Origin of the sequence: Neotabrizicola sp. VNH66 (genome assembly GCF_049445895.1) — a bacterium.
Lineage (GTDB): Bacteria > Pseudomonadota > Alphaproteobacteria > Rhodobacterales > Rhodobacteraceae > Pseudogemmobacter.
On the sequence record NZ_JBMSDW010000001.1, the window covers coordinates 1 to 22,010 of the forward strand.

The following is a 22,010-nucleotide window of genomic DNA, read 5'->3' on the forward strand; positions in this document are numbered from 1 at the left end:
AGATCCAGATCCGCATCGCCATCATGAACAGATACAACGCCCTCGGCACCGCCGAGATCACAGCCGTTCGCTGAACGCAGAGCGGGAAAGGGTCACCTTGGCCTCCATCCGATTAACGCAACAACGCCTGTCGCAACGATCAGTATAGAGGGAAGTTCCCCTCAAGACAATTCGCATAATCAGTATTATGTAAAATATATCCGTAACACCTCAGACGATGGCACGTTCCAGCATGGGTGTTCCGGCCAGCACGCGGTCTACAGAAAGCTCTGACAAATCAATCGACTGCCAGCCGCCGTTGAGAATGTGTTCGGCGATGCCGCGGCCGATGGCGGGTGATTGTTGCAAGCCGTGGCCGGAGAAGCCGCTCATCAGGTACAGGTTGGGCAGTGCCGGATGCGGGCCGAGGATGGCGTTCTGGTCCAGCGTGTTGAAATCGTAATGGCCGACCCAGTGCCGCACGACCTTGACCGCGTCGAAACCGGGCGCGCGGTGCCAGACCAAGGGCCAGATCACATCTTCGAACAGATGAAGATCAGGCTCGAAATCATCGGGATCGCAGGCGGAATCGCCTTCGGGAACGGTGGCGATGATCCAGTGGCCATGCTCGGGCCGCATGTAGAAGCCGGCGTCGATGAACAAGGGCGCGTCGGGATGGCGGGCATTCGGCGCGTCGATCACAAAGACGGTGCGCTTGCGTGGTTCCACCGGATGGGGCAGGCCGGCCCAGCCCATCACGGCGGCGGCCCGGGTGCCTGCGGCATTGATCGCGGCACCGCAGGGCACAAGGCCCCTGCCCTTGATCTCCACCCCCGTCAACCGGCCGTTTTCGACCCGCAGCCCGGTGGCCTCGGCTTTCAGGAACTGCGCCCCTTGGGCGCGGGCCGCGTTGCGGAAGCCCGCCAGAAGGCCCATGTTGTCGAACCAGCCCTCATCGCGCGGGCCAAAGCTTCCGGCGACCAGATCTTCGGTGTTCAGCCACGGGAAGCGTGCGGAAATGGCCTCGGGTCCCCGGACCTCGGTCGCGGCCCCCTCGGCGCGCTGCATGGCGGCGATCTCGCGCATGACCTCGGCCTGATCTTCGCGCGTGGTCACGAAGAGATAGCCGTTCTCCTGCAGGCCCAAAGACGGGATGCCACCCGCGGGGCCAAGCCGTTCCGCGAAATTGCGGATGAAATCCACCCCGAAGCGCGAAATCCTCACGTTCACGGCATGGCTGAACTGCTGGCGGACCGAGGCGACCGACAGCGCCGTGGCCGCCCGGGCATAGGTGGGATCGCGTTCCACAACCAGAACCCGCAGGCCCGGCTGCATCTTCGTCAGCCAGTAGGCTGCCGAAGCCCCCATCACGCCACCGCCGATGATGATGACATCTTCCGTCATGATTGTTCTCAACCCGCTCCAAGGCTCGACAGGCCAGTTGCGTCTGCATAGACAGTTGTATGTAGAAGAACAACGGGCGCGCCCCTGTGCGGGCAGCCCGCCGTTCGTGAAGGAGATTGAAGATGACCGATTGTGCCGTTTTGGGCCTGCTCTGCCGGATTGCCGAGGCGCAGAGCATCGACGCCGCCTGGGATCTGGCGACAGGACATTTCCGAAGCATGGGTTTTTCCCGCATCAACTATGGCTTCACCCGGTTCCGCCATCAGCGGACCATCGGGGATCCGGATGATGCCTTGTTCCTGACCACCTGCGATGCCGATTATGCGCAGCGCTATTTCCGTGGCGGCTTCTATGCCCGCACCCCGGCCTTCCGCTGGGCCGAGCGGAACTCGGGCGCCTGCACCTGGAAATGGGTGAAAGAGGCCTTTGAAGCGGGCCGGCTGTCGGCGGATGAGGTCGAGGCGGTGCGCCAGAATGTGGGCATGGGTGTGCTGGCCGGGATTTCCGTCAGCTTCCCCGAAGCCTCGCAGCGGGCCAAGGGCGCGCTTGGGCTGATCGCCGATCCCGGGATGGATACCGAGGCGGTGGAGCAGCTCTTCGCCGCCCGCAAGGATGAGATCGTGGCCGTGGCACAGATGATGCATCTGCGGATCGTCCAGCTGCCGCATCTGGCCCGCGCGCGCGCGCTGTCGCCGCGCCAGCGCGAGGCGCTGGAATGGGTGGCGGATGGCAAGACCACGCAGGATGTGGCGCTGTTGATGGGCGTCAGCCCGGCCATGGTGGAAAAGCACCTGCGCCTTGCGCGCGAGGCGCTGGCGGTAGAGACCACCGCCCAGGCGGTGGCCAAGGGCGCGCTGCTGAATATGATCTTCCAGTATCCCCCCGCCAGTCAGCCGCAGGCGCATGCGGCGCGCTAGCCGCACCCGCAAAGGGTTATGGTAAGGAAATCCCCACTGGATTGACGTTGCGTCAGCCGACAAAGTGCAGGCGTTCCGTGAGTGGTGGCATTTCGCCTGGAACATGCAGGCCGGGCTTCCGCGATTACGGAGCGGTCAGGCCTGCAATTCGGACCTCCTGCCCGGTCCCCTGTCCCATTTCCCCAATGGCGGGATCGGCAGGCAGAAGGCGCGGCCCAGTCCCCGGGCCGCGCCTTTTTTTTATTGCCGAATGGTAGGGATCAGCCAAAGCGCCCTGCCCCCGCACCGCCGTGATGGCCAAGGCCCTTGCAGCGCAGATCCATCGCACAAAGCAAAAGGCCGGACGCTGTGGCCCGGCCTTTCGTATTGTTCTCTCAAGGGCAGTTCAGCCCTGCAGCGCCTTGGCCACTTCGGCGGCAAAGTCTTCCGACTTCTTCTCGACGCCTTCGCCCACGGCAACGCGGGCATAGCCGGTGATTTCCACGCCCGCTTCCTTGGCCGCGGCTTCCACGGTCAGGTCGGGGTTGATCACGAAGGCCTGGCCCAGCAGCGTGTTTTCCGCAAGGAAACGCTTCATCCGGCCCGGGATGATGTTGTTGTGGATCACGGCATCGGGCTTCGGCTTGGCCGAGGCGGTGTTCTCTTCCAGCGCCTTGGCGGTCTGCACGGCCAGCTCACGCTCCACCACCACCGGGTCAAGGGTCGATTCCGACAGCGACAGCGGGTTCGTCGCCGCGATGTGCATCGCGAATTGCTTGCCGATGGTCTGCGCGGCTTCGGCCGGGCCCTTCAGCGCGACCAGCACGCCGATCTTGCCCATGCCTTCGGCAGCCGAGTTATGGACATAGGACACCACGGTGTCGCCTTCCAGAACGTGCAGGCGGCGGAAGTTCAGATTCTCGCCGATGCGGGCGATGGCTTCCTGGATCACGGTCTCGACGGTCTTGCCGTTCAGATCGGCGGCCTTGACCACCTCGACCTGATCGCCGGTTTCCAGCGCAACCTTGGCCACTTCGCGGACCAGCGCCTGGAAGTCGGCGTTCTTGGCCACGAAGTCGGTTTCCGAGTTGATCTCGACGGCGACGCCCTTGCCATTGGCGACGGCCACGCCGATCAGGCCTTCGGCCGCAACGCGGTCAGCCTTCTTGGCGGCCTTGGCCAGGCCCTTGGTACGCAGCCAGTCCACGGCGGCTTCCATGTTGCCGTCGTTTTCGGTCAGCGCCTTCTTGGCGTCCATCATGCCTGCGCCGGTCGCTTCGCGCAGCTCTTTCACCATCTGAGCGGTGACGGTCATGTTGCAGCTCCTTCAGAACGGGGCACCGGCGGGGTTATCCCCGCCGGGCAACGATAGCGTGACGGAACGGGGGCGAAACGCCCCTGCCCCGCAATAATCAGGCTTCGGCGGCTTCTTCAGCCGGCGCTTCTTCCAGCGCGCCCAGATCGACACCGGCGGCGCCCAGTTGCGCCGACATGCCGTCCAGAGCCGCGCGGCTGATCAGGTCGCAATACAGCGCAATGGCGCGGGCCGCGTCGTCGTTGCCGGGGATCACGTAATCCACGCCCTTGGGCGAGTTGTTGGTGTCCACCACGCCCACGACCGGGATGCCCAGCTTCTTGGCTTCCTGGATGGCCAGATCTTCCTTGCCCACGTCGATGATGAACAGCAGATCCGGAACGCCGCCCATTTCACGGATGCCGCCCAGCGAAGCCTGCAGCTTCGTCTGGTCGCGTTCCATGTTCAGACGCTCTTTCTTGGTCAGGCCTTCGCCGCCCGAAGCCAGGATCTCGTCGATGTTCTTCAGACGCTGGATCGACTGCGAAACGGTCTTCCAGTTGGTCAGGGTGCCGCCCAGCCAGCGGTGGTTCATGTAGTATTGCGCGCATTTTTCGGCGGCTTCGGCGATCGGCTTCTGGGCCTGACGCTTGGTGCCGACGAACAGGATGCGGCCACCCTTGGCCACGGTGTCGCGCACGACCTTCAGCGCCTGTTCCAGCATCGGAACGGTCTGGGTCAGGTCAACGATATGAATGCCGTTGCGGTCGCCATAGATGAACTCCGCCATGCGCGGGTTCCAGCGTTGGGTCTGGTGACCGTAGTGAACGCCAGCTTCAAGCAGCTGACGCATCGAGAAATCGGGGAGCGCCATGTCCATTCCTTTTCCGGTTTGCGCCTCGGCGGATGTTCTCAGGACCCCTTGTTTCCTTGGTGCCCCAACCGGTGGACCTGAACGGGATTTCTCCCCGCAAAGGCCCGCATCCGCCTGTGAAGTGGCGCGCATATAGACGGCATGCGGCGAAAGCGCAAGCAGCTTAGCGCAGACGCGGCGGTTTTGCCGGATCACTGCCGGGGGCGGCGGGACGAGGCGCCTCGGCGGCATGGTCCTCGGGCTGCGGCAGGTCGAAGCGCAGCGCCACCTTTGCCAGTGCCGCCAGCGCCGGATCGCCGGGGGGCAGGAAAGCCACGTCCATCTCTCCCGCCTCGATGCCGGAGAAGACCAAAGCCTCGCGCGCGGCGCGCGCCAGTGCGGGCTCCGCCCCGGCTGTGGCCCCCAGAAACACCAGAAGATGCCCGCGCCGCCCGTCGGCATAGCGTACGCCGGTCAGAAAGGCCGCCGCCGCCAGCCCGCCCGCGCGGGCCAGCTTGGCATCCAGCCCGGTGATCAGCGCCTCGGGCGCCGAGGGCGGCACGAATTCCTCGGGGCTGCCTTCGGTTTCCTCCGGCCCGCCCTCCAGAGTCTCGGCCAGCCAGTCCATCGCCTCGGGCGGCAAAAGCATCTCGGACGGGGCCACGCCAAGATTGACGCCCAGCCCGATCCCCTGCCCTTTCAGCTGCGCCGCGATCACCCGGCCCGGCAGCGCCGCATAGGGCGCGACACCGCCGGAGAATTCGGCCAGCCGCTCCTCGCGGTCGAAGACCAGCACCACCGGCCCGCTTTCCAGATCGAAGACCCGCGGCTCGATCGTGCCGCCGGTGGCCTCCCGCTCCAGAAGCAGGAACATTTCGCCATCGGCCAGCCGTTCATAGAACCGCAGCCGGGCGGTTTCATTCTCCGGGTCGGCCGAAACAGCGGCATGGGCGGCGTCCAGCAGGGTCAGGATCTCGGTCATCGGGCCTCCAGCACCGCGCGGACGCGGGCACGCAATTCGGGCAGCAACTCCGCGGCGAACCACGGGTTGCGCTTCAGCCACCCCGTATTCCGCCAGGACGGATGCGGCAAGGGAAAGACGCCGCGCGCCGCCGGTTCGCGCCAGTTGCGCACCGTCTCGGTCACGTTGGACCGGCCCAGATGCCAGCGGATCGCCGCCCCGCCCACCAGAAGCGTCAGTCGCAGCCCCGGCAGCGCGGCCATCACCGGCGCGCGCCATGTGGCAGCACAAAGGGGCGGTGGCGGCAGGTCGGACCCCTTGGCGTCATAGCCCGGAAAGCAGAAGGCCATGGGAACAATGGCCACCCGATCCAGATCATAGAACTCGTCCGTTGAAAGCCCCGTCCAGTCGCGCAGCCGGTCGCCCGAAGGGTCGGTGAAAGGCTGCCCCGAGGTATGGACCCGCGCGCCCGGCGCCTGCCCCGCAATCAGAAGCCGCGCGCCGGGCCGGAACCAGACCACCGGCCGCGGGCTGTGGCCGGTGGCGGTGGCGGCAAAGCGCTCTGCGCAGAGGCGGCAGGCCCGGATCTCTTCGGCAAGGGTCATGCGCCAGAGATAAGAGCGCAGCGCCCCATGGTCCATGGGGTGCGGGCGGCGATGCAACACCCTGTGCCTTCCCCGCCGCCGGGCCGTTGTCTCGATCCGCAGAGGGGGGTAATCCGGAAGGATAACCTTCGCCTGCTGCACCCGCCATGTATCGTATCTCTCCTTTTGTCCGCCATTTTGCGGTTGCCCTTCTGTCAGGTGCGGCGCTGGCCACGCTGTGGGTCAATCTGGCCCCTGCGGCCTATTACGATTTCGTCGAATGGCGGCTGGCCGATCTGGTGCTGCCGGGCTGGGTCTGGGCCGGGTCCGTCACCTTCACGCCGCTGATGATCGTCACCGACATGCTGATGGCGCTGTTCTTCTTCTTTATCGGAAAAGAGCTGTGGGAGGCGTTGATCCTGGAGCGCGGGTCCATGGCGGGCCGCCGGTCGCTGCTGCCTCTGGGCCTGACGCTGGGCGGCATGGCGGGTGCGGTCGCGCTGTGGCTGATCCTGTCGGCGCTGATCGAAACGGCCGAAGAAGCGGTGGCGGGCGGCGGGTGGACGGTGCCTTTGGGCACGGATACCGTGCTGGTCTATCTGGTGGCACGGCATCTTTTCGGACAGGGCAGCCCGGCCCTGCATCTGGCGCTGCTGACGGCGATCCTGACCGATATTCTGGCCCTGCTGATCCTTGGCCTGTCCAACCCGCATCTTTCGGTCCGGCTTCTGTGGCTGGCCCTGCCGGTTGCATCCGCGCTTGCGGTCTGGGCGCTGCACGGGCGCACACCGCCCCCCGACGCGACAGAGCGGCAGCGCCGCGCGGGCCGTGCGCTCTGGCCCTATGTGCTGGCGGGGGCGGCCTCATGGTTCGGCACCGCCGCGTCGGGCCTGCCTGCGGCGCTTGGCCTTCTGCCGGTGATCCCGGCGATTGCCCATGCCGACCGCAGCTTCGGCCTGTTTGCCGAGGCGGAGGGGCTGCTGCACGACCCGCTGAACCGGCTGGCCCATGCGCTGGTCTGGCCGGTGACGGCAACGCTGTTCCTGTTCGGCCTGATCCGGGGCGGGGTGGATCTGGCGGCCTTCCAGCCCACCACGCTGGTCACGCTGGGCAGCCTGTGGATCGGCCGGCCCGCAGGCATGGCCCTGGGTTGGGCGCTGGTGGCGGTTCTGCCCGGCTTTGCGCTGGCACGGGGGCTGCGGGCGGCGGATGTGCTGCGCCTTCTGCCGGTTCTCGCCATGGGCTTCACCGTTCCCGCCGTGGCGGTGGATGCCAGCCTGCCGGGCGGCGCCATGCAGGAGGCGGCACGCCTTGGTCTTGCCCTCAGCCTGCTGGTGGGGCCTGTGGCGCTGATCCTGGGGCGAAGGGGCGGCTGAGAGGCCGGGTTTCGGCCTTATTCGGGCCGTATTGCAACGGCATCTTGCCGAATGGAAGCCGGGCGTGAACAAAGGTTCCGGCAGAATGGAAGCGGTCGATTCGCATTCGCGTCCGGCCGGTGTGGCAGAGCAAGGCAAGGTCCCGCGCTGGTCGTCCCGCGCGAGGGGCAGGTTGGGATGATCGAGTTCGAGAATGTCTCCAAATCCTTCTGGACCGGCACCCGCCGCAAGGTGATCCTTGACCGGGCCTCCTTCCGGATCGAGCTTGGCCGCTCTCTGGGCATTCTGGCGGCCAATGGCACCGGCAAGACCACCGTCATCAACATGATGGCGGGGCTGGAAAAGCCGGACGAAGGCTTTGTGAAACGCGGCTGCCGGGTTTCATTCCCGCTGGGGTTCATGGGCGGGGTCAACGCCAAGCAGTCAGCGCATGAGAATTGCCGCTACATCGCGCGCCTCTACGGGCTGGATCCGGATTATGTGGAAAGCTTCTGCCGCTGGCTCTGCGGTCTGGGCGAATATTTCAACATGCCGCTGGCCACCTATTCCTCGGGGATGAAGTCGCGGTTCACCTTTTCGCTGATGCTGGCGATCGAATTCGACATCTACCTGATCGACGAGGGCATGCCCTCCACCTCGGATGTGGAATTCAACCGCAAGGCCGGCGCCATCCTGCGTGAGCGGCTGAAGAATTCCACCGTGGTCATCGTCTCGCATTCGGCGCAAACACTGGAACGGTTCGCCCGTCAGGCCGCGGTCCTGCGCAACGGGCAATTGTATATGTTCGACACACTGGAAGAGGCGAAGCGTCTTTATGACTACACTTAAGGCAACCCGCTTCCACATCCGTCGCCCCGATCCGGCCGCTGCGCCGAAACCGGCGCCGCGCCCCGTCGCCCCGCCCCCGGCCGAGGAGATGCCCTTTGCCAGCACGGATGACGGTTTCGGCGACATGAACTTCCGCCGTGACGAGGCCCCTTCCCGGGCCTCTGCCCCTGCCCCCTCTGCCACGCCTGCCGCCGATGCCTCGGTTGAGGCGCAGCTTGAGGCCATCCGCAAGGAAGGGCTGACCGGGCGGCAGCTGCGCACCGCGCGGCGTCTGGCGCAAAGCCGCAACATGCCCGCCACGTCGGATTACGATGCCGTGCGCCTGCTGCGCGAGGCGGGGGTGGACCCGTTCCAGCGCGGTTCCATGCTGGAACTGGTGATGGCGGAACCCGGCGGAGAGCCCGCCCCCCTTTCGGGCTCGGCCACCGGCCGTGCCCTGACGCCGCTGCCCGGCGACGGTGTAAAGCTGCCCCAGACGGTGAAGCCCATCCAGCTCCCCTCGACCGAGCAGCGGGCCGAGGTGAACCACGCCGCCGAAATCCTGAAGATGCAGGCCGATATCGCCCGTCGCCGGCGGCGCAAGCTGGCGCTTCTGGCGTCGCGGCTCTTCGTCTTCATCCTTCTGCCCACGATCATCGCAGGCTGGTATTTCTCTGCCGTCGCCACGCCGATGTATGCGACCAAATCGGAATTCATGATCCAGCAGCAGGAGCCTGCCGCCGCCGCCGGGATGGGCGGGCTCTTGCAGGGCACCTCGCTGGTGACATCGCAGGATTCCATCGCCGTTCAGGGCTATCTGCAATCGCGCGATGCCATGCTGCGGCTGGAGCAGGACCACGGCTTCCGCAGCCATTTCCAGGGCGAGGAGATCGACCCGATCCTGCGCCTGCCCGCCGATGCCTCGCTGGAAGAGGCCTACCGGCTTTATGCGCGCTATGTGCTGATTTCCTACGACCAGTCCGAAGGCATCGTGAAGATGGAGGTCAGCGCCCCCACGCCCGAGCTTTCGGCCGAATGGTCGCGCCAGCTGATCAAATATGCCGAAGAGCAGGTGGACCAACTGACACAGCGCCTGCGCGAGGATTCCATGAAAGGCGCGCGCGAAAGCTATGAGGAAGCGGAAAAGGCCGTTCTTTCCGCGCAGCAGCGCGTCGTCGAGCTGCAGGAGCGCTACAAGATCCTGTCGTCCGAGGTTGAAGTCACCCTCCTGACATCACAGATCGGCGCGCTGGAAACCCAGCTGACGCAGGAAAAGCTGTCGCTTGCTCAGATGGAATCGAACAGCAGCCCCAATACCGCCCGGATGGACCCGGTGAAGCGTCGCATCGCCACGCTGGAGGCCGAAATCGCCGAGCTGCGCCGCAAGCTGACCGAAGGCAGCGGCGACACCGAATCCCTTGCCCGGATTCAGGGGGAACTGCTGGTCGCCCAGGCCGATGTGCAGACCCGGCAGATGATCCTGGCCCAGGCGGTGCAGGCGATGGAGAATTCCCGCGTCGAGGCGAACCGGCAGGTCCGCTATCTCGCCCCCTCGGTCAACCCGGTTCCTCCCGATGAGCCGACCTATCCCCGCGTTTTTGAAAACACGCTGGTCACGCTGCTGATCCTGCTGGGCGTCTATCTGATGATCTCGATGACGGTGGCCATCCTGCGCGAACAGGTCTCGGCCTGATCCCGAAGCCGGCCAGCACCGCACAAACCAAAGGGCGCCCGACCGGGCGCCCTTTGGCATGGGCCACAGTGCACCGGATACAATCCTTCCCGCCCCAGTCCACCACCTGCCTTGACCAGCCGAGCTCTGCCCTCATGTGGCGAATGGCATTCGGGCACCCGAGCACCTCGGGCTGTTCCCCCCTTTGCCGCAGGTCCGGCGCGGTGCAGGCTGGAACCGGCCGAGATACCGCCTGCGTGGCTGGCACAGTTCCCGACCGGCGCGGAGATCATTCACAAGACGGTGGAGCGTCGGCCTGAGCATGGCACGCCACCTGACAAGTGGCTCCTGCGGCGGCGCGAATGCGAGTTCGAGATTTTCCGCAGCGTGGAGGAAACCGTGGAGCTTCCCGCGATCGGGGCGGGTTTCACAACCTTGGAAGATTTCATTTCCCGGGGCGCAAACGGTGCTGCAACGGCGCAAGGCGCGCTCCGGCAGCGCGCTGGAACTGCACATCCGCGAAATCCTGATCGAGGAACGGCTCCGCGAGGGCGTGAATTTCCGGCACGGGCCGCAATGGGAGCCCGGCAAGCGCCCGGACTTTCTGTTTCCGTCGCAAAAGGCATACCGCGATCCAAGCTTTCCAGTCGCCCGGCTTCGGATGCTCGCCACCAAAACCACTTGCCGCGACCGCTGGCGGCAGGTCATCAACGAGGCAGACCGCATTCCGGTCAAGCACCTGCTAATCTTGCAGGAAGGTGTATCCGAGACGCAGTTCCAGTTCCGTGCGATGACGCAGGCGAACGTGCAGCTTGTGGTGCCCGACCCGCTGATCACCAAGTTTCCGACCGGCATCCGGACGGATATCAACGCTTGAGAGTGTTCTGGCCGATCTTCGACTTTTGATTTAGCGCATCGAACAGGTTGCAACCCGTTGCAAAAAGCGGGGACGTCAAACTGACCGTTGGGCCGCAAAGAAAAGCTAGGCATCTGCCGAGAGGTGGTCTTGCGGGTGGATCAGCTACGGCATCCGCCAAGAGGCCAGATGATAATGCTTGTTTTTCTTCAAAATATTGGTGCCCGGTGAGGGAGTCGAACCCCCGACCCTCGCTTTACAAAAGCGCAGCTCTGGCCTCTGAGCTAACCGGGCATGCGCAGTCCTGTAGCAGCAGCAGCCGCACAGTTCAACGGTCCTGCGGACGAAATGCGGCAGGGTCGATGCGATGGCGGGCGAGTTTGTCGTAAAGCGTCTTGCGCGGCAGGTGCAGGGCCTTCATCGCGCGGGTGACCTGCCCGCCGCTGCGGCGCAGGGCCGAGCGCAGAAGCTCTGCCTCATAGGCGGAAACCATGGCAGTCAGCCCCTCGCCCGCCGGATCCGGGCCCGAGGGCGAGGGTGCAAGGCCAAGTGCCACGGATTCGGCCAGTTGCTGCAGCTCACGCAGGTTTCCCGGCCAGTCCTGCGCCATCAGCCGGGCCTGGATGGCCGCGTCCAGCGCCGGAACCGGCAGATCGGCCCGGCGGCAGGCGTCCCGCACGAAACGGCGGAAAAGGCCCGGCACATCCTCCAGCCGCGCCGAAAGCGGTGGCACCTGCAAGACGATTCCCGACAGGCGGTAGAACAGATCGGCCCGAAAGCTGCCCGCTGCCGTCAACGCCCCCAGATCGGCCGAGGTGGAGGCGATCAGCCGCAGCTCCAGTGCCCGGGGCGCGGCGGCCCCGGCCGGACGGTATTCCCCTGCCCCCAGCACCGTCAGCAACCGCGCCTGCGCCGCAGGGGGCAGATGTTCGATCCCGTCCAGATACAGCGTGCCGCGATGCGCCTGTTCCAGCGCGCCGGGCAGCCGTCCCTGCCGCGGTGATGCCCCCGCAGGCCGGCCCAGCATCTCCCCCTCGAAGGCCACCGGGTCGAGGGCGGCACAGATGATATGCACAAAGGCCCGCCCCCGCCGGGCGCCCTGCGCATGAATCGCCCGCGCGACGGCCTCTTTCCCTGCCCCCACCGGGCCGGAGATCAAAGCATCCAGCCCCGCCTCGGCCACGCGGGAGAGGGTCTGGCGCAGATGGACCATGACCGCGCTGTCGCCCAGAAGGCGCGGATCGCCCGGCTCCGGTTCAGGGCGGCTGGCGCGCAGCAGGCGGTTTTCCAGCACCAATGCCCGGGCGGAAACGGCCCGGCGCAGCGCGGCGGTCAGCGCATCGGTTCCGGCGGGCTTGGTCAGGAAATCCCAGGCGCCCGCCTTCAGCGCGGCCACCGCCATGGGCACATCGCCGTGCCCGGTCAGGAGGATCACCGGCAGGTCCGGGTCCAGCGCCTGCAGACACCGCTGCAGCTCCAGCCCGTCCATGCCGGGCATCCGCACATCCGACAGCACGACGCCCGGATAATCCGGCGTCAGGCCCTGAAGCGCGGCTTCGGCAGCCTCAAAAGTCTCCACCCGGAACCCGGCCAGCCGCAGCGCCTGTGCCGTGGCGGCCAGCAGATCGGCATCATCATCCACCAGCCGGACCAGAGGTTGCGCCATCATGCCGGCCCCCGTTTCAGATCAAAGCGGAAGGTGGCGCCCTGCCCCGGCTGCGGCGGGTCGGCCCGCAGCTCTCCGCCGAAGTCGCGCACGATTTCCTGCGCAATGACAAGCCCAAGACCCAGGCCGCCGGGCCGGGTGGTGGCAAAGGGCGTGAACAGCCGGTCCGCCACCGCGCCAAGGCCGGGGCCGTTGTCACTGACCGCAACCTCGGCCCGGTCGCCCTGCACGGCCACGCTGATCCGGATACAGGGATCAGGCCGCCCGGCCAGCGCCTCCTGTGCATTCTGGATCAGGTTGACCAGCACCTGTTCCAGCCGCACCGCCTCGACCATGACGGTCAGTTCGGGGCCGATGTCCGGGAGTTCGATCCGCGCGCCGACCTCATGCCGGCGGCTGGCGGTCAGCAGGACCGAGGCTTCGATCACCGGGCGCAGTGCCACGGCGGCCGTCTCTCCGGTGGCCTTGCGGGCAAAGCCGCGCAGGCCGGTGGTGATCTGACCGATCCGCTCGCTCATCCGGACGATAGCCGAGAGGTTGTCCGCAACATCGGCGGGCGCGCGTTTCGGCAGCAGGACCTGCGCATTTTCGGCCAGAAGGCGGATCGTGGCCAGCGGCTGGTTCACCTCATGCGCCAGACCCGCCGTCACCTGCCCCAAGGTGGCCAGCTTGTTGGCCTGCACCAGATCCGCCTGAAGCCCGGCCAGACGCGCCTCGGCCCGCGTGCGCTCGGCAATCTCATCGCGCAGGGCGCGGGTGCGGTCGGCGACCGCGGCCTCCAGTTCGGCCCGGCGGCGGGCCTCTTCCGCGCCCCGGGCCGCGGCCCGCACCCGAGCCCGGCGCCAGCGGCCAAAGCCAAGAAGTGCCAGCGCCGCAAGGCTGCCCGCCGCGCCGGAGGCCAGCGCCGCCGCCTGCCGCGCGGGTGCGACCGGCACCGCCAGCACCAGTTGCCACCCGGGCGAGGGCACGGTCTGCGTCACCGCGATCTGATCGGCGGGAACCGGAGGCTGCGGGGCAAACCGATCTCCGGTTCGGCTGGACAACAGCACCTGCCCGGCCCCGTCGGTGACCCAGGTGGTATCACGGCTGGCGGCCCATGCGGATTCGACAGCATCGAACTCCACCTTGACCACGATGACACCCAGCACCTGCCCCGCCTGAGTTACCGCATGCGAAAGATAAAGCCCGGGCCGGTGGCTGACCGTGCCAAGCGCGAATTCCAGCGCGGTCCCGTCGCGCAAGGCGCCCTGGAAATAGCCGCGGAACCCGTAATTCGACCCGACGAAACTGTCCGGCTGATCCCAGTTCGAAGCCGCCACCGCCATGCCTTCGGCGTCCAGAAGATAGATCACCGCACTTTGCGTCTCGTCCCGCAGCCGGTTCAGCTTGCGCGACACCACTGCATGATCTGCGGCCGCCCCCTGCCCCAGATCGTCGCGCACTGCGGTGTCATCGGCCAGAATAGCCGCCACGGCGCGCTGCTTGGCCAGAATGCTCTCCAGCGTTTCAACCCGCAGCCGGGCGGCGGCCGTGGCCTCATCGCGCAACCGCTCAGCCACCGGCGCATGCACGGCCAGCGCGGCCAGAGCCATGACGGCACCAATGATCCCGGCCCCGGCCAGCCGCATGATCCACCGCCGTCTTGCAGATTCGGTCCCGGCCATTCGGCGCTCCTGCGTGACCCTATAGTGCGGATATCCGCACATCATACGAAAAATTGTGCGGATTTCCATACATATTTGACACCCATGACGGTACTGAATGTCATGAAATCAACGCATTGCCGCTATGCGCCTCATTCCGCACCGTTCTGGCACCTTTCTGTATCATGCCTGACACATAACGTCACGAGCCCGCCGGAGGAGGCATCATGCAGCTCGACACCACGGCCGCGCGCGCCCATGCGCCGCGCCCCTTTTACCGTCATCTTTATTTTCAGGTTCTGGTCGCCATCGCCGCGGGCGCCCTGCTGGGCCATTTCTGGCCAAGCGTGGGCGAGGCGATGAAACCCCTTGGGGACGGGTTCATCAAACTGGTGAAGATGATCATCACCCCGGTGATCTTTCTGACCATCGTGACCGGCCTTGCCGGGATGACCAGCCTGCGCGGCGTGGGGTCCGTCGTGGGCAAGGCCTTCGCCTATTTCCTGTGTTTCTCGACCCTTGCGCTGATCGTGGGGCTGATCGTCGCCAATGTGGTGCAGCCGGGCGCGGGCATGAACATCGACCCGGCCACGCTGGATGCGTCCAAGGTCACCACCTATGCCGAAAAGGCGCATGAGACGACGCTGACCGGCTTTGTCATGGACATCATCCCGACCACGATGACCTCGGCCTTTGTCGAGGGGAACATCCTGCAGGTGCTGTTCGTGGCCATCCTGTTCGGCGTGTCGCTGATCCTGATCGGCGAGCGGGCCAAGCCGGTGCTGACCCTGTTCGAGGCCGCCGGGACCGCCATCTTCCGCATGGTCGACATCCTGATGAAGGCCGCCCCCATCGGCGCCTTCGGGGCATTCGCCTTCACCATCGGCAAGTACGGCATCGGGTCGATCATCAATCTCGCGGCGCTGGTCGGCACCTTCTACCTGACGGCAGCGCTGTTCGTCTTTGTCATCCTTGGTGCGGTGGCGCGGCTGAACGGCTTCTCCATCCTGCGGTTGATTGCCTATCTGAAGGCGGAACTGCTGCTGGTTCTTGGCACCTCGTCCTCGGAATCCGCCCTGCCCTCGCTGATGGAAAAGATGGAGGCCGCAGGCTGCCGCCGCTCGGTCGTGGGGCTCGTGGTGCCCACGGGCTATTCGTTCAATCTGGACGGCACCAACATCTACATGACGCTGGCGGCGCTGTTCATTGCGCAGGCCACCGGCATCGACCTGAGCCTTGGCGATCAGGTGCTGCTGCTGCTGGTGGCGATGCTGTCGTCGAAGGGCGCGGCGGGTGTGACCGGCGCGGGCTTCATCACCCTGGCGGCGACGCTGTCGGTGGTGCCGACTGTGCCCGTGGCCGGCATGGCGATCATTCTGGGCGTGGACCGCTTCATGTCGGAATGCCGCTCGCTGACCAATTTCATCGGCAATGCGGTGGCCACCATCGTCGTCAGCCGCTGGGAAGGCGCGCTGGATCAGGAAAAGCTGGCCGCGGCGCTTGGCGGCCGCCCTGCGGAGGACGCCCGGCCCTTCGGCACATTGAACGGCGCCCCTGTCGGCCTGAAACTGGGCGAGGCCAGCGCAGACTGATCCCCAGAGGTCTGCCTCTCGCAGGCCCGGTGCGGATCTCCGCGCCGGGTCTTTTCCGTTCAGAACGGCGGCCGGTCGAGCGGGGCGATGCAGACAGCGTTGCACTCCGTTTCACGCTCGGCCCGGGCCAGTACCGGAAGCACCAGGCCCACCACGATCAGCGCCCAGACGATCAGGGCACGCAGGGTCTGGCGCAGGATCAGGCGGGGCAGGCTGGGGAACAGGGCGGGCATCGGCGGCCTCTTTGCGGTTCATGTCCCCCTGACACGTCCCGCGGTCACCGTTCCGTCGCATCAGCCGTAAAGCTGTGCCGCCCGCGTCTCGAACGCGCGAACGATCCGCTGCATCGCCTCGTTGAAGACCATGCCGATGATCCCCTGCAGAATGGCGTTGCGGAATTCGAAATCCACGAAGAATTCCACCTCGCAGCCGCCTTCCACGTCCCGGAATGCCCAGGTGGAGCGCATATAGCGGAAAGGCCCGTCCAGATATTCGGTCAGGATACGGCTTTCCCCCGGCATGAGCGTGACCCGGCTGCCGAACCTTTCGCGGAATACCTTGAAGCTGATGACCAGATCGGCCTCCATCACCTCGCCCCCCTCCACCGGGTGGCGCGTGCGGATGCGGGCGGCGGCGTTCCACGGCAGGAACTTCGGATAGCTTTCCACATCGGCGACCAGATCGAACATCTGGCGCGCGGTATAGGGCAGGCGGCGGGTTTCGTGATGGGTCGGCATGGGTCCGGGTCGCAGGCAGTCCGCTTCCATCTCGCCCGACACGTCCCGGATTTCAAGGGCCGGGACCCGCGGCCCTTGCGCGCGGGGGCAGCTATTCCGCCAAAGCGATGGTTTCGGCCAGATTTCGGGCGGCGGCGCGGTCGGCTTCGGTCAGCCGGGCCAGCGCCGGGTCGCAGCGGCCCGTGTAATCGGTTCCGCCCTGCTGCGGCGGTTGCGCCTCGGCCCAAAGGCACCATGCGGCGGCCTGCACCTTGTCCGGAAACTGATCCGGATGGTCCCAGGCCAGTTCGGCAAGGTCCATCCCGGCCATCGCATAACCCTGCCGCGCGGCCCGGGTGTAGTAGTCCTGTGCCCGGGCCAGATCGACCGGCCCGCCCTCCCCCAATTCCAGCATCTCGGCAAAATCGCGTTCGGCCCAGTCGATGCGATGACCCGCCGCGGTTTCATATAGCGCCCGCGCGCGGAGAAGATCGGCGGGCAGGCCGTCGCCGGTGGCAAGGACATAGGCCAGATCGGCAATCGCCTCGGGGTGGCCAAGCGACACCGCGCGCTCCAGCAGCGCGCGGCCGATGGCCGGATCGGCCGGCCCGCCCTCTCCCCACAGCCACATCCGGCCCAGATTGTGCAGCGAGGCGCCAAAATCCAGCGCCGCCGCCTGTTCATACAGCACCCGGGCGCGGGCCTTGTCCTCGGCCAGCCCAAGATCGCCCACCTCATAGCTGCGGGCCAGATTGTGGATGGCCTGCGGCTGGCCCTGCGCGGCCGCCTTTTCATACCACGCCACGGCCAACGCCGGATCGGCAGCCACGCCCAGACCGTTTTCGTGGAAATAGCCCATCAGAAGCTGCGCCCGTGCCACCCCCTGCTCGGCCAGCGGGCGGGCGGCCGCGGCGGCCTCGTCATATTTGCCGTCGATGAACAGCTGCCGCGCCAGCAGCGCCTCCAGATCCTCCCCTTCAGCCCGGACCGCTGGAGACCCGACCAGAACGGCCAGAACGGCGGTTGCCATCAGAACCAACTTCATCGCAAATGCTCCTGCCGGAAATGCCGGCAGTCTACGCTCGTCCCCCTGTCCCACAAAGGCCGGAAATCCCCATGACGCACCGCCCCTATGTCATCGACCAGATGATCAGCGCCAAGGCCATCGCCGCCCGGGTCGAGGCGCTGGCGCGCGAGATCACCACGCATTACGCGGGCACGGACAAACTGGTGGTCGTGGGCCTGCTGCGCGGCAGCTTTGTCTTCATCGCCGACCTCGTGCGCGAGATCGACCTGCCGGTTGAGGTGGATTTCCTGGAGGCCAGTTCCTACGGCAATGCCATGGAAAGCAGCCGCGAGGTCCGCATCCTGAAAGACCTGCGGGGCGAGATTGCCGGCCGCGATGTGCTGGTGGTCGAGGATATCGTGGACACCGGCTTTACCCTGCACCACGTCAAGAACCTGCTGCTGAGCCGCGAGCCGAAGCGGCTGGAGATCTGCGCCCTGCTGGATAAACCCACCCGCCGCGAGGTGCCGATCCGCGCCACCTGGACCGGCTTTGAAATCCCCGACGAATTCGTCGTGGGCTATGGCATCGACTTTGCCCAACGCAACCGCAACCTGCCCTTCATCGGCAAGGTGCGGTTTACCGACGGCGCGTGAATGGACCCGATCCGCTGGCTTTTGCGGGCGAAACGCTGGGCGCAGCATCCGCCCTCGATGCGGCAGGTCCTGCTGGTCTTGGGCGTGATCGCGGCCTGCCTGCTGCTGGTCGCGGTCGAGGCCATGGGCCTGTGGCCAGATGCGCTGTCGGTCAATTCGCTGCGGGCGCGCCCCTAGGCGGGTGACGCCCCCGGCGATCCGCGCTAGGCTGGCCGCAATCCCAGCCCGCTGCCCGGAGGCCCCGATGCGAATCCTGCGCTATCTGATTGTTCTCGCGCTGGTGGCGGGGGGCGTGGCATTCTGGCTGACCCTGCCCGCCCCCCTGAACGAAGATGCCGTTGCCGGGCTGACCGGCGATCCGGCGGCGGGAGAGCGGGTCTTCCTCGCCTCGGGCTGCGCCTCCTGCCACATGGCCCCGGGCGCCACGGGCGAGGCAGAGCTGGTGCTGGCGGGCGGGCAGGAATTCCCCTCTCCTTTCGGCACGTTCCTTGCCCCCAATATCAGCCAGGACCGCGAACAGGGCATCGGCGACTGGAGCCTTCTGGACCTTGCCAATGCCTTGACCCGCGGCGTGTCGAAAGAGGGGCAGCACCTTTATCCCGCCCTGCCCTATGCCTCTTACGCCAAGATGCAGCTGCAGGATGTGGCCGACCTTTACGCCTATCTTCAGACCCTGCCCGCCGACCCCACGCCCAGCCAGCCGCACAAGCTGTCTTTCCCCTTCGACCAGCGCCTCGCACTGGGCGGATGGAAACTCTTGTTCCTTGGCCCGGACTGGGCGCTCCCCGGCCCCCTGACCCCGACCGAAGAGCGCGGCCGCTATATCGCCGAGGCGATGGCCCATTGTGGTGAATGCCACACGCCGCGCAACCTGCTGGGCGGGATGGACAGGTCCAGATGGCTGGCAGGCGCGCCCAATCCTTCGGGTCAGGGCACGATCCCGAACATCACGCCCGCCGCGCTGACATGGTCGGAGGAGGAGATCGCCAGCTATCTGACCACCGGCTTCACCCCGGATTTCGACAGCGTGGGCGGGCATATGGCGCATGTTGTGGAAAACTTCGGCCGTCTGCCCCCGGATTATGCCGCCGATGTTGCGGCCTATCTGAAACGGGTGCCCCCTGTGGCCAACTGACCCACGGGATGGGGCACCGGGACATATGTGCCACAATATCTGCCAAACTGGACGCCTCACCGGGCTGTGATATCGGGTTCCGCCGCAAAGGCGGTTACACTGGCCGCAATCACAAGAAACTGTTGAGGTAAGCAGATGAAACGTGTTTCCCCGCTGGCGCTTGCGCTGGCCGTCCTTCCCGCATCCGCCTTCGCGCAAGGCATCGAGATTGCCCCCGGAATCGTCGTCACCGGCGATGTTGCGCTGCAATATTACCATGTCGGCGGCGGCGACGAAGGCACGCTGCTGGATGGCGACGTGACGCTTGGCTGGCGCAGCGCCTCGAACGGGGCTTTGTCCTTCGGGGCCGAAGCCACCTTTGACGGGCTTTATGACAGCGAAGCCGACGATCTGCTGGCCAATTACTGGGCTTCGGTTGTCATCGGCATCGCTCCGGGCGACATCCGGATCGGCGCCCCGCGCCCGGTGATCGAAACCATGTCGGTGATGCCCGAATTCGGCACCAACCGGCTGGTGAATCTGGCGCTGACCGGGATCAGCGGCTCGGCCACCTCGCTGCTGTCGCGCGAGGATGGCGGCATGACGCCGGGCATCTCGTTCCAGACGGCCGAGGGCGCGCCGCTCAGCTGGGGTGTCTCCTACCACCGGGTCGAGGCCGCAAGCACCGATGTGGACGCGCTGGAAGGTGTTCTGAACTATTCCACCGGCACGACCACGCTGTTTGCCAAGGCCCAGCATCTGGACCCGAAGGGCGGCGCTTCGGACAGCGCCCTGTCCATCGGCGCGCTCTATGAAGGCGGCCCGCTGACCCTTGCCATCGAAACCGGGCGCAGCGACCTGATCTCGGACACCGATTTCGGGCGGCTGCATGCGGGCTATCAGATCAGCGATGCGCTGAAAGTGTCGGGCGATATGCTCTATACCGACAGCGGCAGCAGCAACACGCTGTGGTCGCTGGGGATGGAATATGGCTTTGGGCCGGGGGCCTATGTCTCGGCCGGTGCGCTGACGGGCGACGATGCCGAGGTCTATGATCTGGCCGTTGGCTGGCGGTTCTGAACCGCTGCGCAGGAAATGCAAAGGGCGCCCCGCGGGGCGCCCTTTTTTCTGGCCTCAGGCCCGGCCCAGCTTTTCCAGCCGCGCCGCCCGCATCCGGGCGAAATCGTCCCCCGCATGATAGGAAGACCGGGTCAGCGGCGTAGCCGAGACCATCAGGAACCCCTTGTTCCAGGCCGATTTTTCATAGGCCTCAAAGGCTTCGGGCGTCACGAATTCAGCCACGCGGTGATGCTTCGGCGTGGGTTGCAGATATTGCCCCACGGTCAGGAAATCGACATCGGCCGAACGCATGTCATCCATGACCTGCAGAACCTGCGGCCGCGTCTCGCCCAGCCCCACCATGATGCCGGATTTGGTGAACATGGTCGGGTCCAGTTCCTTCACCCGCTGCAACAGGCGCAGCGAATGGAAGTAACGCGCGCCGGGCCGCACCTCATGGTAAAGGCCCGGGACGGTTTCCAGATTGTGGTTGAACACATCGGGCCGCGCCTCGACCACCTTCTCAAGGGCCGAGGGCGCGCATTTCAGAAAGTCGGGCGTCAGCACCTCGATCGTCGTCTCGGGGCTGCGGTGGCGGATGGCCCGGATGGTCTGGGCGAAATGCTCGGCCCCGCCATCCTCCAGATCGTCGCGGTCCACCGAAGTCACGACCACATGGTTCAGGCCCAGCTTCTGCACCGCATGGGCAACGCGGCCCGGCTCGAACGCATCCAGCGTCTGCGGCTTGCCGGTGGCCACATTGCAGAAGGTGCAGCCGCGGGTGCAGATCTCGCCCATGATCATCATGGTGGCATGGCCCTGCGACCAGCATTCACCCACGTTGGGACAGCCCGCTTCCTCGCAGACCGTCACCAGACGGTTTTCCTTCATGATGTCGCGGGTCTTCTTGTACCCCTCGGACGTGGGCGCCTTCACCCGGATCCAGGACGGCTTTTTCGGCTGTTCCTGATCGGGGCGATGCGCCTTTTCGGGGTGGCGCTGGTCGGGGATCTTCAGATCGCGCATGGGCAGACTTCCCGCAATTTCCCCCTGACGCGGGGTGCCCCCCCGACATAAGCCGAAAGTGCCCGCAAAGCAACGCCGCGGGATGCATGGCTGCCCCGCAAGGCAGTTCAACGGTGACGCCGGAGACCCGGCGCGCAGGAGGGACAATGTTCAGGATTTTCACCGCCGAGGTGATCGGCACATTCATACTGGTCTTCTTCGGCTGCGGCGCGGCCGTCATTGCCGGGGGCGACGGCACCACGGGTGTCGGGCTGACCGGCATCGCACTGGCCTTCGGGTTGGCCATCGTGGCGGCGGCCTATGGGCTGGGCCCGATCTCGGGCGCGCATCTGAACCCGGCGGTCAGTCTGGGCGTGATGCTGGCCGGACGGATGAGCGGTGGGCGCTTTGCCGTCTATGCCGTGGCACAGGTTCTGGGTGCCCTTCTGGGCGCGGGGATCCTGTATCTGATCGCCTCGGGCAGCGCAGGCTGGACCGGAGGCATGGGCACCAACGGCTATGGCGCGGGCTATGGCGGCGAATACGATGTGATGGCCGCCCTGCTGTTCGAGGCGGTGGCGACATTCCTTTTCGTGACGGTGATCCTTGGCGCCACCCAGCCGGGCGCGTCCCCGGGCTTTGCCGGGCTGGCTATCGGGCTGACGCTGACCATGATCCACCTTGTCGGGATCAAGATCACCGGCGTGTCGGTCAATCCGGCGCGGTCCATCGGGCCGGCGCTCTTTGCGGGCGGCGCCGCGCTGTCGCAGCTTTGGGTGTTCATCCTGGCCCCGCTCGTCGGGGGTGCGCTGGCCGGTCTGGCCCATGCCGCCGGGATCACCCGCGCAGAGTAATCCGCCAGCCGGGCGCC

General features: G+C 66.2%; 22 protein-coding genes and 1 tRNA gene. 11 read left to right on the forward strand and 12 right to left on the reverse strand.

The window, feature by feature from the left end:
- Positions 1 to 210 precede the first annotated feature (210 nt).
- Positions 211 to 1,383, reverse strand: coding sequence for an NAD(P)/FAD-dependent oxidoreductase (locus ACO2Q5_RS00005; RefSeq protein ID WP_423287184.1), 1,173 nt, complete (start codon positions 1,381 to 1,383; stop codon positions 211 to 213).
- A gap of 122 nt (positions 1,384 to 1,505) precedes the next feature.
- Here ACO2Q5_RS00005 and ACO2Q5_RS00010 point away from each other — a divergent pair, with 122 nt between their 5' ends.
- Positions 1,506 to 2,300 carry a helix-turn-helix transcriptional regulator gene (locus ACO2Q5_RS00010; RefSeq protein ID WP_423287186.1) on the forward strand — a complete coding sequence of 265 codons (795 nt, stop codon included), beginning with the start codon at positions 1,506 to 1,508 and terminating at the stop codon, positions 2,298 to 2,300.
- A 385-nt stretch (positions 2,301 to 2,685) separates the two neighbouring features.
- Here the strand turns inward: ACO2Q5_RS00010 and tsf are convergent, their stop codons facing one another.
- The 4 genes from tsf to ACO2Q5_RS00030 form a co-directional block, all read right to left on the reverse strand.
- Positions 2,686 to 3,594 (reverse strand): translation elongation factor Ts, encoded by a 909-nt coding sequence (tsf, locus tag ACO2Q5_RS00015; protein ID WP_423287188.1) that lies wholly within the window; start codon positions 3,592 to 3,594, stop codon positions 2,686 to 2,688.
- A gap of 97 nt (positions 3,595 to 3,691) precedes the next feature.
- Positions 3,692 to 4,453, reverse strand: a complete 762-nt coding sequence (rpsB, locus tag ACO2Q5_RS00020) for a 30S ribosomal protein S2 (protein WP_423287190.1) — start codon at positions 4,451 to 4,453, stop codon at positions 3,692 to 3,694.
- 157 nt (positions 4,454 to 4,610) lie between these two features.
- Positions 4,611 to 5,408: an SseB family protein gene (locus tag ACO2Q5_RS00025; RefSeq protein WP_423287192.1), complete on the reverse strand. Its 798-nt coding sequence runs from the start codon at positions 5,406 to 5,408 to the stop codon at positions 4,611 to 4,613.
- Entirely contained in the window at positions 5,405 to 5,992 is a 588-nt protein-coding gene (locus tag ACO2Q5_RS00030) for a uracil-DNA glycosylase family protein (RefSeq protein WP_423287987.1), read from the reverse strand. Before ACO2Q5_RS00030 ends, ACO2Q5_RS00025 begins: the two co-directional genes overlap by 4 nt.
- Positions 5,993 to 6,138: 146 nt before the next feature.
- Here ACO2Q5_RS00030 and ACO2Q5_RS00035 point away from each other — a divergent pair, with 146 nt between their 5' ends.
- From ACO2Q5_RS00035 to ACO2Q5_RS00050, 4 genes are all read left to right on the forward strand, one after another.
- The gene (locus ACO2Q5_RS00035) at positions 6,139 to 7,347 is read left to right on the forward strand and encodes a Na+/H+ antiporter NhaA (RefSeq protein ID WP_423287194.1); all 1,209 of its coding nucleotides are present in this window, start codon (positions 6,139 to 6,141) and stop codon (positions 7,345 to 7,347) included.
- A gap of 177 nt (positions 7,348 to 7,524) precedes the next feature.
- Positions 7,525 to 8,175 carry an ABC transporter ATP-binding protein gene (locus tag ACO2Q5_RS00040; RefSeq protein WP_423287196.1) on the forward strand — a complete coding sequence of 217 codons (651 nt, stop codon included), beginning with the start codon at positions 7,525 to 7,527 and terminating at the stop codon, positions 8,173 to 8,175.
- Positions 8,162 to 9,847 carry a capsule biosynthesis protein gene (locus tag ACO2Q5_RS00045; protein ID WP_423287198.1) on the forward strand — a complete coding sequence of 562 codons (1,686 nt, stop codon included), beginning with the start codon at positions 8,162 to 8,164 and terminating at the stop codon, positions 9,845 to 9,847. The genes ACO2Q5_RS00040 and ACO2Q5_RS00045 overlap by 14 nt, the downstream gene beginning before the upstream one ends.
- A gap of 445 nt (positions 9,848 to 10,292) precedes the next feature.
- Positions 10,293 to 10,703 (forward strand): type II restriction endonuclease, encoded by a 411-nt coding sequence (locus ACO2Q5_RS00050; protein WP_423287200.1) that lies wholly within the window; start codon positions 10,293 to 10,295, stop codon positions 10,701 to 10,703.
- A 197-nt stretch (positions 10,704 to 10,900) separates the two neighbouring features.
- Here ACO2Q5_RS00050 and ACO2Q5_RS00055 read toward each other — a convergent pair.
- The 3 genes from ACO2Q5_RS00055 to ACO2Q5_RS00065 form a co-directional block, all read right to left on the reverse strand.
- A tRNA-Thr gene (locus ACO2Q5_RS00055) sits at positions 10,901 to 10,976 on the reverse strand.
- 34 nt (positions 10,977 to 11,010) lie between these two features.
- Positions 11,011 to 12,351, reverse strand: a complete 1,341-nt coding sequence (locus tag ACO2Q5_RS00060; RefSeq protein ID WP_423287202.1) for a sigma-54-dependent transcriptional regulator — start codon at positions 12,349 to 12,351, stop codon at positions 11,011 to 11,013.
- Complete coding sequence (locus ACO2Q5_RS00065; protein WP_423287204.1) at positions 12,348 to 14,012, reverse strand: sensor histidine kinase; 1,665 nt, start codon at positions 14,010 to 14,012, stop codon at positions 12,348 to 12,350. The genes ACO2Q5_RS00060 and ACO2Q5_RS00065 overlap by 4 nt, the downstream gene beginning before the upstream one ends.
- A gap of 206 nt (positions 14,013 to 14,218) precedes the next feature.
- Here ACO2Q5_RS00065 and ACO2Q5_RS00070 point away from each other — a divergent pair, with 206 nt between their 5' ends.
- Positions 14,219 to 15,583 (forward strand): dicarboxylate/amino acid:cation symporter, encoded by a 1,365-nt coding sequence (locus ACO2Q5_RS00070; RefSeq protein WP_423287206.1) that lies wholly within the window; start codon positions 14,219 to 14,221, stop codon positions 15,581 to 15,583.
- A gap of 59 nt (positions 15,584 to 15,642) precedes the next feature.
- Here the strand turns inward: ACO2Q5_RS00070 and ACO2Q5_RS00075 are convergent, their stop codons facing one another.
- From ACO2Q5_RS00075 to ACO2Q5_RS00085, 3 genes are all read right to left on the reverse strand, one after another.
- Positions 15,643 to 15,816, reverse strand: coding sequence for a hypothetical protein (locus ACO2Q5_RS00075; protein ID WP_423287208.1), 174 nt, complete (start codon positions 15,814 to 15,816; stop codon positions 15,643 to 15,645).
- 60 nt (positions 15,817 to 15,876) lie between these two features.
- On the reverse strand, positions 15,877 to 16,320 hold the full coding sequence (locus ACO2Q5_RS00080; protein WP_423287210.1) for a type II toxin-antitoxin system RatA family toxin: 444 nt from the start codon (positions 16,318 to 16,320) through the stop codon (positions 15,877 to 15,879).
- A gap of 91 nt (positions 16,321 to 16,411) precedes the next feature.
- Positions 16,412 to 17,344, reverse strand: coding sequence for a tetratricopeptide repeat protein (locus tag ACO2Q5_RS00085; RefSeq protein WP_423287212.1), 933 nt, complete (start codon positions 17,342 to 17,344; stop codon positions 16,412 to 16,414).
- Between the two features lie 71 nt (positions 17,345 to 17,415).
- On the opposite strand from ACO2Q5_RS00085, the gene hpt reads away from it, so the two are divergent.
- The 4 genes from hpt (at position 17,416) to ACO2Q5_RS00105 (ending at position 20,155) form a co-directional block, all read left to right on the forward strand.
- A complete protein-coding gene (gene hpt, locus ACO2Q5_RS00090) occupies positions 17,416 to 17,961 on the forward strand; it encodes a hypoxanthine phosphoribosyltransferase (protein WP_423287214.1) in 546 nt (181 codons plus the stop codon).
- Positions 17,962 to 18,138, forward strand: coding sequence for a hypothetical protein (locus tag ACO2Q5_RS00095; protein WP_423287216.1), 177 nt, complete (start codon positions 17,962 to 17,964; stop codon positions 18,136 to 18,138).
- A 67-nt stretch (positions 18,139 to 18,205) separates the two neighbouring features.
- Positions 18,206 to 19,096 (forward strand): c-type cytochrome, encoded by an 891-nt coding sequence (locus ACO2Q5_RS00100; RefSeq protein WP_423287218.1) that lies wholly within the window; start codon positions 18,206 to 18,208, stop codon positions 19,094 to 19,096.
- A 135-nt stretch (positions 19,097 to 19,231) separates the two neighbouring features.
- Complete coding sequence (locus tag ACO2Q5_RS00105) at positions 19,232 to 20,155, forward strand: porin (RefSeq protein WP_423287220.1); 924 nt, start codon at positions 19,232 to 19,234, stop codon at positions 20,153 to 20,155.
- Between the two features lie 54 nt (positions 20,156 to 20,209).
- On the opposite strand, the gene lipA is transcribed toward ACO2Q5_RS00105, so the two are convergent.
- Positions 20,210 to 21,160 carry a lipoyl synthase gene (gene lipA / locus ACO2Q5_RS00110; protein WP_423287222.1) on the reverse strand — a complete coding sequence of 317 codons (951 nt, stop codon included), beginning with the start codon at positions 21,158 to 21,160 and terminating at the stop codon, positions 20,210 to 20,212.
- 146 nt (positions 21,161 to 21,306) lie between these two features.
- Here lipA and ACO2Q5_RS00115 point away from each other — a divergent pair, with 146 nt between their 5' ends.
- The gene (locus ACO2Q5_RS00115; RefSeq protein ID WP_423287224.1) at positions 21,307 to 21,993 is read left to right on the forward strand and encodes an MIP family channel protein; all 687 of its coding nucleotides are present in this window, start codon (positions 21,307 to 21,309) and stop codon (positions 21,991 to 21,993) included.
- Positions 21,994 to 22,010: the final 17 nt, after the last annotated feature.

Bases quoted from the DNA above. Each gene is read 5' to 3' on its own strand.
- hpt (WP_423287214.1), top strand. From the start codon at position 17,416: ATGACGCACCGCCCCTATGTCATCGACCAGATGATCAGCGCCAAGGCC.
- ACO2Q5_RS00030 (WP_423287987.1), bottom strand. From the start codon at position 5,992: ATGACCCTTGCCGAAGAGATCCGGGCCTGCCGCCTCTGCGCAGAGCGC.
- tsf (WP_423287188.1), bottom strand. From the start codon at position 3,594: ATGACCGTCACCGCTCAGATGGTGAAAGAGCTGCGCGAAGCGACCGGC.
- rpsB (WP_423287190.1), bottom strand. From the start codon at position 4,453: ATGGACATGGCGCTCCCCGATTTCTCGATGCGTCAGCTGCTTGAAGCT.
- ACO2Q5_RS00010 (WP_423287186.1), top strand. From the start codon at position 1,506: ATGACCGATTGTGCCGTTTTGGGCCTGCTCTGCCGGATTGCCGAGGCG.
- ACO2Q5_RS00075 (WP_423287208.1), bottom strand. From the start codon at position 15,816: ATGCCCGCCCTGTTCCCCAGCCTGCCCCGCCTGATCCTGCGCCAGACC.
- ACO2Q5_RS00065 (WP_423287204.1), bottom strand. From the start codon at position 14,012: ATGGCCGGGACCGAATCTGCAAGACGGCGGTGGATCATGCGGCTGGCC.
- lipA (WP_423287222.1), bottom strand. From the start codon at position 21,160: ATGCGCGATCTGAAGATCCCCGACCAGCGCCACCCCGAAAAGGCGCAT.
- ACO2Q5_RS00085 (WP_423287212.1), bottom strand. From the start codon at position 17,344: ATGAAGTTGGTTCTGATGGCAACCGCCGTTCTGGCCGTTCTGGTCGGG.
- ACO2Q5_RS00100 (WP_423287218.1), top strand. From the start codon at position 18,206: ATGCGAATCCTGCGCTATCTGATTGTTCTCGCGCTGGTGGCGGGGGGC.
- ACO2Q5_RS00115 (WP_423287224.1), top strand. From the start codon at position 21,307: ATGTTCAGGATTTTCACCGCCGAGGTGATCGGCACATTCATACTGGTC.
- ACO2Q5_RS00035 (WP_423287194.1), top strand. From the start codon at position 6,139: ATGTATCGTATCTCTCCTTTTGTCCGCCATTTTGCGGTTGCCCTTCTG.
- ACO2Q5_RS00060 (WP_423287202.1), bottom strand. From the start codon at position 12,351: ATGATGGCGCAACCTCTGGTCCGGCTGGTGGATGATGATGCCGATCTG.
- ACO2Q5_RS00070 (WP_423287206.1), top strand. From the start codon at position 14,219: ATGCAGCTCGACACCACGGCCGCGCGCGCCCATGCGCCGCGCCCCTTT.
- ACO2Q5_RS00040 (WP_423287196.1), top strand. From the start codon at position 7,525: ATGATCGAGTTCGAGAATGTCTCCAAATCCTTCTGGACCGGCACCCGC.
- ACO2Q5_RS00005 (WP_423287184.1), bottom strand. From the start codon at position 1,383: ATGACGGAAGATGTCATCATCATCGGCGGTGGCGTGATGGGGGCTTCG.
- ACO2Q5_RS00105 (WP_423287220.1), top strand. From the start codon at position 19,232: ATGAAACGTGTTTCCCCGCTGGCGCTTGCGCTGGCCGTCCTTCCCGCA.
- ACO2Q5_RS00045 (WP_423287198.1), top strand. From the start codon at position 8,162: ATGACTACACTTAAGGCAACCCGCTTCCACATCCGTCGCCCCGATCCG.
- ACO2Q5_RS00025 (WP_423287192.1), bottom strand. From the start codon at position 5,408: ATGACCGAGATCCTGACCCTGCTGGACGCCGCCCATGCCGCTGTTTCG.
- ACO2Q5_RS00080 (WP_423287210.1), bottom strand. From the start codon at position 16,320: ATGCCGACCCATCACGAAACCCGCCGCCTGCCCTATACCGCGCGCCAG.
- ACO2Q5_RS00095 (WP_423287216.1), top strand. From the start codon at position 17,962: ATGGACCCGATCCGCTGGCTTTTGCGGGCGAAACGCTGGGCGCAGCAT.